This is a genomic window from Bacteroides sp. L008 (assembly GCF_040812255.1).
GTDB lineage: Bacteria > Bacteroidota > Bacteroidia > Bacteroidales > Bacteroidaceae > Bacteroides > Bacteroides vicugnae.
This window is the reverse complement of sequence record NZ_JBFNXO010000001.1, coordinates 1123297-1138058: the sequence shown is the minus strand read 5'-3', so window position 1 is coordinate 1138058 and position 14762 is coordinate 1123297. Positions and strand designations below refer to the sequence as shown.

Genomic DNA, 14762 nt, shown 5'->3' with positions numbered 1-14762 from the left:
CATATCCACCAGGAATAATGTCATCGTTTGTTGTTTGTGAGAATTAGGTTTCAGAATTATACACTTTGACCTATGAAAGGACAGTACCGTTCTCGCCTATGTTTACTACTTTATCTACATTCCCCTTCTCAAGTTCAATTCGATAATATATGCTACCATCTGCTTTTTCAACATACTCCGCTTCGTCAAAACGATATTCTCCATATTGATTATTAAGAGTACTTTTTACCGCTTCAGGCAATTCATTCTGACGTACTTCCCATGAAGTAGAATACCAATTTCCAGTCTGGTTGAACAATACATCTTTTGAGATTCCATTATGAATGATATCTACCTCTGTATATCCGAAATCCCAATCATTTCTATCATCTTCTACGTCTACTTCCAAGATTCTTGCATTCGGATACTTTTCATTGATGAAGTTTTTCATAGCTTCAGTCAATTGTACAGGAAGATGTTCGGTGTTATCATCATCAGTGTCTACAATACTTTTAATCAGAGTTCCATCGGCAGAATAATACAAATCTACCTCCTGATTCTGCTTTTCGACTTCAATCACGAAAACAGTTTCAACGCCTGTCCGTTCCAGTTTGTCTATATCATCCCGTTTCCATGAGGCATATTCGCTGCTCTCAAAAGACGTTTTTACGGCTTGTGGTAATGCATTATAAGGAATGTCCGTTTCTGTCATTTGCCATTTTCCATCCTGGGTGAACCATGCAGATGCTTCATATCCGTCATAGAAATCGGCTACATAATATCCGGACTTAGTTTCCCACTTCACATTTGCAGCATTAGGGAATTTGGATGAGAATGCACTTTGAAGTTCGGCAGGAACAGTTATTGAACCATCGTCATCGTTGTCACAACTTTGCAGACTCCATGTGACGCTTAGTGCCAGTAAAAGTGTATAAATCTTTAGTTTCATCTTTGTTCAATTTAAACAGGTTTAGAAATCAATATCAATCAAATTAAATTTCAGGTCAAACTTCAGTTCCGTACGGTTGGATAGTTTTACTTCATAATCTTTCTTATCTCTCTCAATTTTCAGAATTTTAGCATCAGGGTAATTGGTCGTTACATATTTCTGAATAGCTGCCGGAATAATTGCTGTAGGTACAGAACTATATTTGCAGTTTACTTCTTCCCAGTTACCTTTGTTATCAAACTCCACTTTATCACCATTCGTGAAAATCACTTCATAACTTTTATAGAAGAAATCACTTTCCATTTTGGCTAATGCTATTTTGCTATCGGCAAAATGCTGTTTAATGAACTGCTGTGCCGGTTGTGGCATTTGAGTTACCTGGATTGGTTTGTCGTCATCTGCACGAGCTACTGTTTGCAAAGTGAAAAGACATACTAATAAGAATACTAACTTTTTCATAATCGTTGTTTTTTAAATATTGGTTTTTACTATTATTAATTTTATAATGCAAAGATGAGAGGAGAATCTGAAAAGATTTGGGAATTTTGAGAATTTCCCCCAAAAAAAATCGAAAAAATATAGTGACGCTATCCGATTAATATAGTGTCACTATATATAAAGGATACCGTCACCATCCTATAGGGATAGTGTCACTATAATTTCTTTCTGAAATTAGATTCTTTATGATTCTTTTAAAACTACTAATATACACATCATTTATTTTTGCACACACAGATTTGACAATATTCATATTAAACAACCATAAGAACTTTTTTATGACTATGAGAACAAATTATTTTTTATTATTAGCTATTCTATTGGGGATGTTCCCTATGAGTTACACGCACGCCAATGATTCAATACCTAAGAGCGTGATTCTGTACACACCTTACACAAAAATCTCCGTATCTCCCGGAGCGTCAATTGACTACAGTATTGATCTTATCAACAACACAGACCAGTTGACGAATGCGAATCTTTCTGTCAGCGGATTGTCCGCCAGTTGGAAACACGAAATGAAATCCGGTGGCTGGAGCCTTAGCCAACTATCAGTACTTCCCAAAGAGAAAAAGACTTTCAATTTAAAAGTCGAAGTCCCATTAAAGGTGAATAAAGGTAATTATCACTTTGTGGTATATGCCGGAAACGCCAAACTTCCGTTGGATGTGGTGGTTGCTCAAAAAGGAACATACCAGACTGAATTTACTACCGACCAACCCAACATGCAGGGAAATTCCAAATCAACCTTCACTTTCAGCGCCACTTTAAAGAATCAGACTGCCGACCAGCAGCTATATGCTTTGATGGCTAATGCACCCAGAGGTTGGAATGTAGTTTTTAAACCTAACTATAAGCAAGCCACTTCTGCACAAGTGGAAGCCAACAGCACTCAAAATGTAAGTATAGATATTACTCCTCCTGCCAATGTAGAAGCCGGCAGTTACAAAATTCCGGTACGTGCCGCTACAGGTACCACTTCTGCCGAATTGGAACTGGAAGTGGTTGTTACCGGCTCTTATCAAATGGAACTGACTACTCCCCGTGGGCTATTGAGTACAGATGTCACAGCAGGTGATATAAAGAAAATAGAACTGGAAGTCAGAAACACAGGCTCTTCATTACTGAAAGATATTCAGCTATCTGCCAATAAACCTGCTGACTGGGAAGTAACTTTCGAACCTTCAAAAATCGATGCACTAAAAGCTGGAGAGACATCAACGGTTATGGCTACTTTGAAAGCTTCTAAAAAAGCATTGCCAGGCGACTATGTGACTACCATCATGGCAAAAACTCCTGAAGTAAATGCCGATGCGCAGTTCAGAGTTGCAGTAAAAACTCCGATGATATGGGGATGGGTAGGCGTTCTTATCATTATTGCCACCATCGGCGTGGTTTACTACCTGTTCCGTAAATATGGAAGGAGGTAAATTATGGGCGAACAAGTGATCGTACTTACCGATTTGACCAAACAATACGGTAATTTCACTGCTGTAGATCATATTCGCCTGAATATCCGGAAAGGAGAAATCTTCGGATTGCTGGGACCGAATGGTGCTGGAAAATCAACTACTATCTTAATGATGTTGGGATTGACAGAGCCTACTTCGGGAACAGTTGAAATTTGTGGAATCAATTCTACTACACACCCCATTGAAGTAAAAAGGAAAATTGGGTATTTGCCAGAAGATGTAGGATTCTATGATGATATGACTGGACCGGAGAATTTGATCTATACAGCGCGATTAAATGGCATTGCTGATAAAGAGGCAAAAACTAAGGCTATGGAACTGATGAAGCGGGTAGGTCTTGAAGATCAGTTAGCCAAAAAGACCGGGAAATATTCTCGTGGTATGAGACAGCGGTTGGGATTGGCTGATGTACTTATTAAAAATCCGGAGATTATAATTCTCGATGAGCCGACTTCAGGGATTGACCCTGCAGGTGTTCAGGAATTTATCGAACTGATTCGCTGGTTGAGTAAAGAAGAAGGACTGACTGTGCTTTTCTCTTCCCATCATCTGGATCAGGTACAGAAAGTGTGCGACCGGGTAGGTTTGTTCAGTAATGGCCAATTACTTGCTTTGATCGATATGGCAGAATTGAAAGATAAGAAGCAGGAATTATCTGATATTTATAACCATTATTTTGAGGAAGGAGGAGAAAGGCATGAATAAAGTCAATCATCCTTTTTGGGTTATCGTCAACAAGGAAATTTCCGATCATGTCAAAAGTTGGCGTTTTATTATATTAATAGGTATTATAGCACTTACCTGTATGGGGTCGCTATATACGGCACTCACCAATATTAGTGAAGCCATCAAACCTAATGATCCGGACGGTTCGTTTCTTTTCTTGAAGTTGTTTACGGTTTCAGATGGGACTCTCCCCTCTTTTGTGCTGTTTATTAACTTCTTAGGGCCTCTATTGGGAATCGCTTTGGGATTTGATGCAGTCAATTCCGAACAAAATAAAGGAACATTGAGCCGTATGCTGTCCCAGCCTATTCATCGCGATTGCATTATCAATGCGAAGTTTGTGGCTGCTCTGATTGTGATAGGTATCATGTTGTTTGTATTGGGCTTTCTGGTGATGGGATGTGGACTGATTGCTATTGGCATTCCTCCCACGGCAGAAGAGTTTTGGAGAATTGTTTTCTTCATCATTACCAGTATCTTTTATGTAGCATTCTGGTTGAATCTGGCTATTCTGTTTTCACTCCGTTTCCGTCAGGCAGCGACTTCCGCATTAGCATCTGTGGCTGTTTGGTTGTTTTTTAGCGTATTCTATACCATGATTGTTAATTTGGTGGCCAAAGGGTTGAGTCCGTCACAGATGGCATCACCTTATCAGATTATCAGTTATCAGAAGTTTATTCTAGGGTTGATGCGTTTGGCGCCAAGTGAACTGTTTAATGAAGCTACCACCACATTACTGATGCCTTCTGTCAGAAGTTTGGGACCATTGACTATGGAACAGGTACAGGGAGCTATCCCTAGTCCGCTCCCATTGGGACAAAGTCTTTTAGTTGTATGGCCGCAGCTGACCGGATTGATTGCGGCAACGGTTATTTGCTTCGCTATTTCTTATATCATGTTTATGAGGAGAGAAATACGCTCCAGATAACTAACTCATCATAAAAAGACAAAGGACACGGAGAAACAGGTGAATGGATATACCTGACAAATTGGTTTATGATAACCGACAGGTCGTTCACTTTAAATCCGTGTCCTTTGTGTTTTCCGGGTGAATCTTATCATTGGGAAATCTCGAAGCAATGTTCATTCTGCTCGAAGTAATAATTTATATTCAGATGTTGCAAACGACAGATGGAATCGGCTATAGCTAATCCCAGCCCTGTAGATCCTTCCTTTTTGCTACCCTGATAGAAACGTTCGAAGATATGTTCCTTGTCCAGCGGATGCTCCACCCCCGAATTTCGGAAAGTAATACCGTTCTTAGTAACGGTGATTCGGATATGTCCCCCGTCAATATTATGTACAAATGCATTTTTCAGGAGGTTAGTGAGTAAAGCAACAGCCAGAGATTCGTTCATTGTCACCTTGAAAACACCTTGTTCATCTATCGTGACTTCTATGTTGCGATAATCATAAACTTCTTCGTAATCTTGCAGATATTGTTTGAGAAGTACATTGAATTCCAATTCTTTGGTATCGGTAAACTGGCCATTATCAATTTTGGAAAGCAATAATAGAGACTTGTTTAATTTAGTGATGTATTCTAAAGTCTGATGCGTTTTCATCAGTTCTTCCAGTTGTTTTTCTGATAGCGAATCATCTTCCATCAACATTTCCAATCGGTTACGGCAAATAGCAAGTGGAGTTTGTATCTCGTGTGAAGCATTTCCGATAAACTGTTTTTGTTGTTCGAACATTTGCTCCGTACGTTCTACATAACGGATGGCAGCCTCATTTAATTTCCGGAATTCCGTGATTTGAGTATTGTTACTCAAAGGTTTATTCCTTTTCCCTGTTTGATAACCGTCCAGCCAGTGCAGAAGTACATAGAGCGGTCGCATATTCCGGTAAAATACCCATACGGAAATAATAATAATGCAGAATAATAAAGCTACATATAGAAATATAATCCACACCTGGATAGCATCTCTCAAATCATCTTTTTCAATACTGGGGGTCGATACTGTCAGTTCGTGGTATCGTCCTTCATCGTCTTTAAAGATAGTAGTAAGAATACGTGCCGGCTCGGTTTCTCCTTTCTCTTCAATATATACCATAGAGTCTTTATACTGAATATCGTCCTGACTTTCCGCATATTCTTTGCTCACTTCCATCATATAATATTGATTGTTGGAACCGTTAGTTTTAGACGGTAGCTCCTCTCCTGCCAATGCCCGGATAATGATGGTTTCCGAATAATCTTCCAAAGCGTCATCCACTTCATCGTTGACTTCATCGATCATCGTAACGTAAAAAAAGATAGCCCAGACCGTCAGTATAAGGGTCAGAGCAAGTGTAATACGAAGAATGATGTAATATATTAATTTCATGGACAATAATCTCTTTCTTTTTTATTCTACCACCATTTTATATCCAAATCCATAGACCGCTTTAATTTCAATCGTTGCACCCGAATCTTTGAGCTTTTTGCGAAGATTCTTGATCTGTGCATATATGAAATCAAAATTATCAACCTGATCGATATGATCTCCCCATACAGATTCGGCTAAGGTATTTTTATTGATTAATCTTCCGGGGCGGTTGATGAAATATAATAGGATATCATACTCTTTTCTATTTAGTTCCACTTCCAGATCATTCACAAAGACACGATACTTATCCGGTTCTATCCGTACATTGCCCTGGCGGATATCAATCTCTCCATCGTGCTGATGACGGCGGATCACGCTTTTAATACGTGCATTTAATTCAACCAGATGAAAGGGTTTCGGCAAATAATCATCAGCTCCGAGTTCTAATCCCAAGACTTTGTCTTCCAGGGAGTCTTTGGCGGAAATAATAATCACATTTTCCCGTTTATGGAGTGCTTTCAATCGTTCGAGAAGATCAAGTCCGCTTCCGTCCGGCAGCATGATGTCCAATAAGATACAATCATAGTTGTAATCTTCAATTTTGCGTAGAGCAGAATTGAAGTCACCGGCTGTTTCTACCACGTAACGTTCTTTTTCAAGTGAACATTGAATCAGTTCTCTCAAAGAGGGTTCGTCTTCTACAATCAATATCTTCATAATTTTGTTCTCCTTTCTTTTTTTACATACTGCAAAGAAAAGGGATATTTCTGAAATAAAACTGAAATGGAAGGAAAAAAGAAAAGGATGAAAACGATTCAATCGCTTTCATCCTTTTTATAATGATATACAATTTCTATTTAATAAGAACGTGCAAATATGACGCGGCAAGCAGATGGTTTACCTGTAACCATACATTTACCCGGTTCTTTGTCGCCCGGAACAAATGAATCGAACGGAATACAACGAATAGTTGCTTTGGTTTCTTCCTTAATCTTTTCTTCTGTTTCAGTGGTTCCGTCCCAATGAGCCAGAATAAATCCGCCTTCTTCGATTTTTTCTTTAAATTCGTCGTAGGTATCTACTGTTGTTATCTTGGAATTACGGTAATCCAATGCTTTTTTGTAGATATTAGCCTGCATTTCTTCAAGCAGGTTCTGAACGTATGTTTCAATGCCTTCACAGGTAACTGTTTCTTTTTCCAGTGTATCACGGCGCATCACTTCCATCGTGTTGTTTTCAAGATCGCGACCACCCATAACCAAACGAACAGGTACACCCTTCAATTCATAATCAGCGAATTTGAAGCCCGGGCGTTTGTTATCCGCATTATCATATTTCACAGAGATACCCAGTGCTTTCAACTTAGCTACAATGCCTTCTACTTTAGCATCAATTTGTTTCAGTTGTTCGTCATTCTTATAGATAGGAACGATTACTACCTGAATCGGAGCCAAATGTGGAGGTAATACCAATCCGTTGTCATCCGAGTGAGTCATAATCAATGCACCCATCAAACGAGTAGAAACACCCCATGAAGTAGCCCAAACATACTCCATCTTGTTTTCCTTGTTAACGAACTGAACATCGAATGCCTTTGCAAAGTTTTGTCCCAGGAAGTGGGAAGTACCACTTTGCAATGCTTTTCCGTCCTGCATCATGGCTTCTATTGTGTAAGTGTCAAGTGCACCTGCGAAACGTTCATTGGCTGATTTCACTCCCTTTACAACAGGAACAGCCATATATTTTTCTGCAAATTCACCATATACATTCAACATTCTGATTGCTTCTTCCTCTGCTTCTTCACGGGTAGCATGAGCGGTATGTCCCTCTTGCCACAGGAATTCGGCAGTACGCAGGAAAAGACGGGTACGCATTTCCCAACGGAAAACGTTCGCCCATTGGTTGCAGAGAATAGGTAGGTCACGGTATGACTGAATCCAGTTCTTATAAGTATTCCAGATGATTGTTTCTGATGTTGGACGGATAATTAATTCCTCTTCCAATTTAGCTGCAGGATCTACTACAACTCCTGAACCGTCTTCTGCATTCTTCAAGCGATAATGTGTTACTACGGCACACTCTTTCGCAAACCCTTCTACGTGTTCTGCTTCGCGGCTTAAGAATGATTTCGGGATTAATAGCGGGAAGTATGCATTTACGTGTCCTGTTTCCTTGAACATGTCGTCCAATTGACGTTGCATTTTCTCCCAGATAGCGTATCCGTAAGGCTTGATCACCATACATCCGCGCACAGCAGACTGTTCTGCCAAATCAGCTTTTACCACCAAATCGTTATACCACTGTGAGTAGTTTTCACTACGTTTGGTAAGGTCTTTCAGTTCTTTTGCCATTATATTTTTCTATTTAAAGTTTTCTTAAGTGTTAAAACAGGGTGCAAAAATACGAAAAATGCATGAACTGCCCTATTCTTCATGCATTAATTTTCTAAAGTCATGTGCTTCCATATTACATATCTCATTTTTCATATTCGTTATATGGTTGCATCCCCGACTATGTTTGTTCAGCATAGTGCCTTTTTGAGAACTAAAGGCACTATAACCCGATGAAAAGGTTTTATACAAAAGAAATAAGCTTTTCCTACCCAATTATGGTATTTTACTAATGTGGTAACCTCAATCATTTGTTTTCCTGTTTCCAATGGTGTAATGAGAATATCGACATAAAACAATAAATGTTTATCGTCTTTTCTCATAATTGCTTCTTGCTTGTCTTCCTCTATAATAAGTTCTTCACTTTCAATAGCTTTAGTTTCTATACCGAAAGGTTTGACTAAACAGGCCCTTATTGCATACAACATTCGGAGCCAAGCGGGGTTATGAGCAAAGACTTTTAAAATAATATCTTTAGGAGACAGATGGTTTTCTGTAACTTCTATGGAAAAACTGTCACTGTAATCTACGGGGAGATATTTCTCTATTTTCTTAGCCATATTGGTTATTCAATTAGGGTTATTTTACAATATGTTCAGTTTAGGTTTACTCCGATAATAAGTAAAACCATGGAAAAAGGAGGCTTGAAAAATAAAAAAATCAGGCAGTTTATTTAAGATAACCACCTGATTTTCAAAAGAGCGGTAAACGAGGCTCGAACTCGCGACCCCCAGCTTGGGAAGCTAGTGCTCTACCAACTGAGCTATTACCGCATGCTTACTGCATTTCTCGACTCAAAAGCCTTATGAAATGGTGATGCAAAGGTAAACATAATTTTTATATCTCAAATAAAATCGCAGAAATTTTAATGCAAGAAAAAAGTGAAATCAAAGTCTCTTCAACTCTTTTGTGTTGCTGAAAAAACAACCGGATATGAAAAAACGCATATTAGTGACCCGCATAATTAAAAATATACAGACTGACGATAGTCCCTATAGGAAAAACTCCAGGATTTCTGGTTAATAAGATTCAGACACAAACTGATTTAGTGGATAATCTATCAATAGGTTCTAACTAGAGAACAAATATTGAATATGTGAGACTAAAGTTGCTTATATTGTTTCAAATAGATAGTTTTAGTCTCTAGTAAAATAAATAAGATTTAGAAACCAACGGGTGCTTTATGAGCTGTTTGGGAGCTTGCTTTTAAAGGGAGAACACGCTTCTTACCGACCAACGACTGGTTCCATTTAAAGGAACGGAGCTTTTCATTTAAAGAAACGACTCCAATATGTATTTATATTTTGTATATTCAAGTAGTTTATATCCATTAATAACACGTATATTGTATATACTTGCATTATTTTATGCATCATTTTTTCTATCTGATCGAAATGACACAAGCGTGATTCAAAGAGAAGATGAAAAATAGAACATCTTATAAAAAAGCGTTGAAAACTCCTTTTGTTGTATCGCTATATTCTTTCTAATGAACAAACCTCTCTTTTCATCTGTTAGAATATCTCAAATTCAGATATAACCTAACCAGTATGAAAAAAAATAAGCGACTTTTTATACTATTGACTTTGTATTTTTCCATCGGTCAGATAGATGCACAGACACCATTGAGTTTCGAAGAATCACTGCATCTGTTGAATCAAGGAAATCAGAGTCTGAAAATAGCAGATAAGAGTATTGAGATTGCAAAGGCAGAACGTGATAAGCTGAATGCTTTCTGGTATCCCAGTCTTCAGTCTACAGGTGCGTTTGTACACATGTCGGAGAAGATCGAAGTCAAACAGCCTTTGTCGCAGTTTACCGATCCGGCTAAGGACTTTGTACATTCCATTATTCCGGATGACCAAATTATTTCATCTATATTGGATCAAATTGGGGCAAATACCCTTATATTTCCTTTGACTCCAAGAAATCTGACAACTGTCGATTTATCAGCCGAGTGGGTACTTTTTTCCGGCGGTAAGCGTTTTCGTGCCACCAACATCGGAAGAACGATGGTCGACTTGGCACGGGAAAGTCGGGCACAGGTATCGGCCAATCAGCAAAGTTTATTGGTTGAAAGTTATTATGGGCTTCGATTGGCACAACAAATTGTGACTGTCCGTGAAGAAACTTACAACGGATTGAAGAAACATTATGAAAATGCCTTGAAATTAGAGGCGGCAGGAATGATTGACAAGGCAGGCAGGCTTTTTGCCCAGGTAAATATGGATGAAGCCAAACGTGCCTTGGAAGCTGCGCGAAAAGAAGAAACAGTAGTGCAAAGTGCCTTAAAAGTCTTGCTGAATAAAAAGGATACAGATGCCAACATCACTCCTACCTCTCCCCTTTTTATGAATGATTCATTGCCACCTAAAATGCTATTCGATCTTTCTGTAAACAGCGGGAACTATACACTCAACCAATTACAGTTGCAGCAGCATATTGCCAAACAAGAAGTGCGGATTGCTCAGAGCGGCTATTTGCCGAATATAGCCCTTTTCGGAAAGCAGACCTTGTATTCGCATGGTATTCAGAGTAATTTATTACCGCGTACCATGGTAGGTATTGGTTTTACATGGAACCTCTTTGACGGGCTGGATCGTGAAAAAAGAGTGCGGCAATCGAAATTAACGGAACAAACTCTGGCTTTAGGACAGATGAAAGCCCGTGATGATCTGGCTGTTGGGGTAGATAAACTTTACACGCAGTTGGAAAAGGCACAGGATAATGTAAAAGCTTTAAATGCAACGATTGCTTTAAGTGAAGAATTGGTACGCATCCGAAAGAAATCATTTACAGAAGGAATGGCAACTTCTACCGAAGTTATTGATGCTGAAACCATGCTTGCCAGTGTAAAAGTGGCTCGTCTGGCAGCATATTATGAATATGATGTGGCACTTATGAATCTACTCTCGCTTTGTGGCACACCGGAACAATTTGCAAACTATCAACCTAAACCGTAACAAACAATGAAACCAACTAGTAGAACCCTATCATGGGCTTTTGTCATCATTCTTCTGGCTGTCGGTATTTTCACCGGCCTGGGAGTTATAATCATGCATAAACAGCCGCTGGTCTTGCAAGGACAAGCTGAAGCAACAGAAATCCGTATCAGTGGGAAACTTCCCGGCCGTATCGACACTTTCTTCGTTCAGGAGGGAGACTGGGTACATCAGGGAGATACTCTTGTTGTCATTAATAGCCCTGAAGTACATGCCAAGTATCAACAAGTGAATGCCTTGGAACAGGTAGCAGTGCAACAGAACAAGAAAATAGATGCCGGAACCCGTCGTCAGATTGTAGCTACTGCACTTCAATTATGGAACAAAACGAAGAGCGATCTTACTCTCGCCCAGACAACCTACAACCGTATTCTTACTTTATATAAGGACAGTGTCGTTACTTCTCAAAGAAAAGATGAAGTAGAAGCTATGTATAAAGCGGCTGTAGCAGCCGAACGCGCTGCCTATGAACAGTATCAGATGGCTGTAGATGGTGCACAAAAGGAAGATAAAGCGTCTGCTGCCAGCATGGTCGATGCTGCCCGAAGCACAGTGGATGAAGTCTCGGCTCTGCTGGTAGACGCCCGGTTGACCGCTCCGGAAAACGGACAGATAGCAACGATCTTCCCTAAACGTGGAGAGTTGGTTGCACCGGGAACTCCCATTATGAATTTGGTGGTGATGGATGATATACATGTTGTTCTTAACGTGCGGGAAGATCTGATGCCGCAATTTAAAATGGACGGAACATTCGTTGCGGACGTGCCTGCTATCGGTAAAGAAAATATTGAATTTAAAATCTATTATATTAGTCCGTTAGGCAGTTTTGCTACCTGGAAATCAACCAAGCAAACCGGAAGCTATGACTTACGTACCTTTGAGATTCATGCCCGTCCAACCCAAAAGGTGGATGACTTGCGTCCCGGTATGTCCGTGTTATTGACTTTAGATTAATAGACATCAAATAAACCAGAGAATGGATGAATCACAAACATATTCCCCTTTTCGTTCCGTACTGCTCAGAGAGTGGCGGCGAATGACTTCGCGGCGCCTTTATTTTGGTGTCTGCATTGTCTTGCCATTGTTCACCCTTTTCTTTATGGCTACGATCTTTGGCAACGGACAGATGGAAAACATTCCTATCGGTATTGTTGATCAGGACAATACTGCTACTTCCCGGACGATAGTCAGGAACATTTCTGCCGTACCAACTTTTAAAGTGACAAAGCATTTTGTAAATGAAGCAGCTGCCCGTGAATCTGTGCAAAAAAAAGAGATTTATGGATATCTTTCCATACCTCCCCAATTTGAACAGAATGCGATTACCGGAAAGAATGCAACACTCTCCTACTATTATCATTATGCATTAATGTCGGTAGGTGGTGAGTTGATGGCGGCATTCGAAACTTCCTTAGCTCCGGTGGCTCTTTCTCCTGTGGTGATGCAAGCGATGGCACTCGGAGTAGAGCAGGATCAGATTACCACCTTTTTATTACCTGTACAGGCTAATAACCATCCGATATATAATCCTAGTCTGGATTATTCGGTATATTTAAGTCAGCCCTTTTTCTTTGTTCTGTTTCAGGTTTTGATTCTGTTGATTACCGTGTATGCGGTTGGCATTGAAATCAAGTTCCGCACAGCAGATGATTGGCTGGCGACTGCCAAAGGCAATATAGTGACAGCTGTTTTAGGTAAATTATTACCTTATACCATTATATATATACTGATAGGATGGCTGGCTAATTACGTCATGTTCGGCATTTTGCATATTCCTTTTCAGGGGAGTTGGTGGCTAATGAATATCATGACTGTGCTTTTCATCATTGCAACACAGGCTTTAGGACTGTTTTTATTCTCGCTGTTTCCGGCAATATCGTTGGTTATAAGTGTAGTTTCTATGGTAGGTTCTCTGGGGGCTACTTTGTCCGGAGTGACCTTTCCGGTTCCCAATATGTATCCGTTGGTGAGGGATGCTTCCCATTTGTTCCCTGTCCGTCATTTTACGGAAATGATGCAAACCATGCTCTATGGAGGCGGTGGGTTTATCCATCTTTGGCCGTCGGCTGTGATACTCTGTATCTTCCCGTTGCTGGCCCTGTCGCTGCTTCCTCATTTAAAACGAGCTATAGAAAGTCATAAGTATGAAAACATTAAGTAAGTTACAACAGTTGTCATTCATCATTCGTCGTGAATTTCTAGCTATCAGTACCAGTTATGCGGTTTTGCTGGTGTTGATGGGAGGAATCTTCGTTTACGGGTTGCTCTACAATTATATGTATGCACCGAATATTGTAACCGATGTACCTGTTGCCGTAGTCGACAATTCGCACAGTGAATTGAGCCGTAATTTTATCCGTTGGCTGGATGCTACTCCCCAGGCAGAGATCTCCAGTCAGGCTATGGATTATCACGAAGCAAAAGAATGGATGAAAGAAGGCAAAGTACAGGGAATACTCTATCTGCCTCATGACTTTGAAGAGCGGGTGTTCCGGGGAGATGAAGCCGTATTTTCCCTTTATGCAACTACTGATGCCTTCCTGTATTTCGAAGCTTTGCAGGGTGCTTCTTCACGTGTCATGCTGGCTATTAATGATAAATACCGGCCAGATGAAGCGGTGTTTCTTCCGCCACAAGGATTGCTTGCCGTAGCTATGGCGAAACCGATCAATGTGGAAGGCACTGCACTCTATAATTATACCGAAGGATATGGTTCCTATCTTATTCCGGCAGTCATGATGATTATAATTTTCCAGACCTTGCTGATGGTTATTGGTATGGTGACCGGAGAAGAATACAGTAGTAAAGGAATCCGCGCATATACTCCTTTTGGGTATGGCTGGGGAGTTGCCATTCGTATAGTAGCAGGAAAAACGTCTGTGTACTGTGCTCTTTATGCCATCTTTGCCTTTTTTCTATTAGGCTTGCTCCCTCATTTTTTCAGCATACCTAATATTGGAAACGGATTATACATTGTGTTATTATTGATTCCATATTTGATGGCAACTTCTTTCCTGGGATTGGCTGCTTCCAGGTATTTTACGGATTCTGAAGCTCCCCTACTTATGATCGCCTTCTTCTCCGTAGGATTAATCTTTCTTTCCGGGGTTTCCTATCCAATGGAACTAATGCCCTGGTATTGGAAGGTGGCCCATTTCATTTTTCCAGCTGCACCAGGTACGCTTGCTTTTGTGAAACTGAATTCTATGGGAGCCAGTATGGCTGATATCAAACTGGAATATATAACTCTCTGGATACAGGCACTTATTTATTTTACAATAAGTATATGGGTCTATAAGAAGAAACTGGAATCACATTTGATTGGTTAAATTAACAAAAACAAAACATGCGCTAATTATAACATATAGCAAAAGAACACTTTCAGATAAATCAACTTCGCAAGGTGAATAATCAACTTTGGAAATAAAAATGTT

Annotated in this window: 13 protein-coding genes and 1 tRNA gene; 7 read left to right on the top strand and 7 right to left on the bottom strand. The window is 39.9% G+C overall.

Annotated elements, in window-relative coordinates:
- Window positions 1-70: 70 nt before the first annotated feature.
- Together AB3G73_RS04515 and AB3G73_RS04510 are read right to left on the bottom strand one after the other, a co-directional pair.
- On the bottom strand, window positions 71-928 hold the full coding sequence (locus tag AB3G73_RS04515; protein WP_195650128.1) for a PepSY-like domain-containing protein: 858 nt from the start codon (window positions 926-928) through the stop codon (window positions 71-73).
- Between the two features lie 21 nt (window positions 929-949).
- Window positions 950-1387 (bottom strand): PepSY-like domain-containing protein, encoded by a 438-nt coding sequence (locus AB3G73_RS04510; RefSeq protein ID WP_148366701.1) that lies wholly within the window; start codon window positions 1385-1387, stop codon window positions 950-952.
- 317 nt (window positions 1388-1704) lie between these two features.
- Here AB3G73_RS04510 and AB3G73_RS04505 point away from each other — a divergent pair, with 317 nt between their 5' ends.
- Genes AB3G73_RS04505 through AB3G73_RS04495 form a run of 3 tightly spaced genes read left to right on the top strand, consistent with a single transcriptional unit; the run spans window position 1705 to window position 4552 of the window.
- Complete coding sequence (locus AB3G73_RS04505) at window positions 1705-2856, top strand: NEW3 domain-containing protein (protein ID WP_367743155.1); 1152 nt, start codon at window positions 1705-1707, stop codon at window positions 2854-2856.
- A gap of 3 nt (window positions 2857-2859) precedes the next feature.
- A complete protein-coding gene (locus tag AB3G73_RS04500; protein ID WP_195650127.1) occupies window positions 2860-3603 on the top strand; it encodes an ABC transporter ATP-binding protein in 744 nt (247 codons plus the stop codon).
- A complete protein-coding gene (locus tag AB3G73_RS04495) occupies window positions 3596-4552 on the top strand; it encodes an ABC transporter permease (protein WP_004295992.1) in 957 nt (318 codons plus the stop codon). Before AB3G73_RS04500 ends, AB3G73_RS04495 begins: the two co-directional genes overlap by 8 nt.
- 130 nt (window positions 4553-4682) lie before the next feature.
- On the opposite strand, the gene AB3G73_RS04490 is transcribed toward AB3G73_RS04495, so the two are convergent.
- The 5 genes from AB3G73_RS04490 to AB3G73_RS04470 all read right to left on the bottom strand — a co-directional run bounded on the left by AB3G73_RS04490 (window position 4683) and on the right by AB3G73_RS04470 (window position 9099).
- Window positions 4683-5954 carry a cell wall metabolism sensor histidine kinase WalK gene (locus AB3G73_RS04490; protein ID WP_148366704.1) on the bottom strand — a complete coding sequence of 424 codons (1272 nt, stop codon included), beginning with the start codon at window positions 5952-5954 and terminating at the stop codon, window positions 4683-4685.
- A gap of 21 nt (window positions 5955-5975) precedes the next feature.
- Entirely contained in the window at window positions 5976-6653 is a 678-nt protein-coding gene (locus AB3G73_RS04485) for a response regulator transcription factor (RefSeq protein ID WP_148366705.1), read from the bottom strand.
- Between the two features lie 140 nt (window positions 6654-6793).
- Window positions 6794-8287: a proline--tRNA ligase gene (proS, locus tag AB3G73_RS04480; RefSeq protein WP_004306082.1), complete on the bottom strand. Its 1494-nt coding sequence runs from the start codon at window positions 8285-8287 to the stop codon at window positions 6794-6796.
- Window positions 8288-8457: 170 nt separating this feature from the next.
- A complete protein-coding gene (locus tag AB3G73_RS04475; RefSeq protein WP_148366706.1) occupies window positions 8458-8886 on the bottom strand; it encodes a DUF2867 domain-containing protein in 429 nt (142 codons plus the stop codon).
- A gap of 140 nt (window positions 8887-9026) precedes the next feature.
- Window positions 9027-9099: transfer RNA gene (locus tag AB3G73_RS04470), tRNA-Gly, on the bottom strand.
- A gap of 777 nt (window positions 9100-9876) precedes the next feature.
- Between AB3G73_RS04470 and AB3G73_RS04465 the strand changes: the two genes are divergently transcribed.
- Genes AB3G73_RS04465 through AB3G73_RS04450 form a run of 4 tightly spaced genes read left to right on the top strand, consistent with a single transcriptional unit; the run spans window position 9877 to window position 14657 of the window.
- Window positions 9877-11289 (top strand): TolC family protein, encoded by a 1413-nt coding sequence (locus tag AB3G73_RS04465; RefSeq protein WP_148366707.1) that lies wholly within the window; start codon window positions 9877-9879, stop codon window positions 11287-11289.
- Window positions 11290-11295: 6 nt separating this feature from the next.
- The gene (locus AB3G73_RS04460) at window positions 11296-12282 is read left to right on the top strand and encodes an HlyD family secretion protein (RefSeq protein WP_148366708.1); all 987 of its coding nucleotides are present in this window, start codon (window positions 11296-11298) and stop codon (window positions 12280-12282) included.
- A gap of 22 nt (window positions 12283-12304) precedes the next feature.
- The gene (locus AB3G73_RS04455) at window positions 12305-13489 is read left to right on the top strand and encodes an ABC transporter permease (RefSeq protein WP_148366709.1); all 1185 of its coding nucleotides are present in this window, start codon (window positions 12305-12307) and stop codon (window positions 13487-13489) included.
- The gene (locus AB3G73_RS04450; RefSeq protein WP_148366710.1) at window positions 13473-14657 is read left to right on the top strand and encodes an ABC transporter permease; all 1185 of its coding nucleotides are present in this window, start codon (window positions 13473-13475) and stop codon (window positions 14655-14657) included. The genes AB3G73_RS04455 and AB3G73_RS04450 overlap by 17 nt, the downstream gene beginning before the upstream one ends.
- Window positions 14658-14762: the final 105 nt, after the last annotated feature.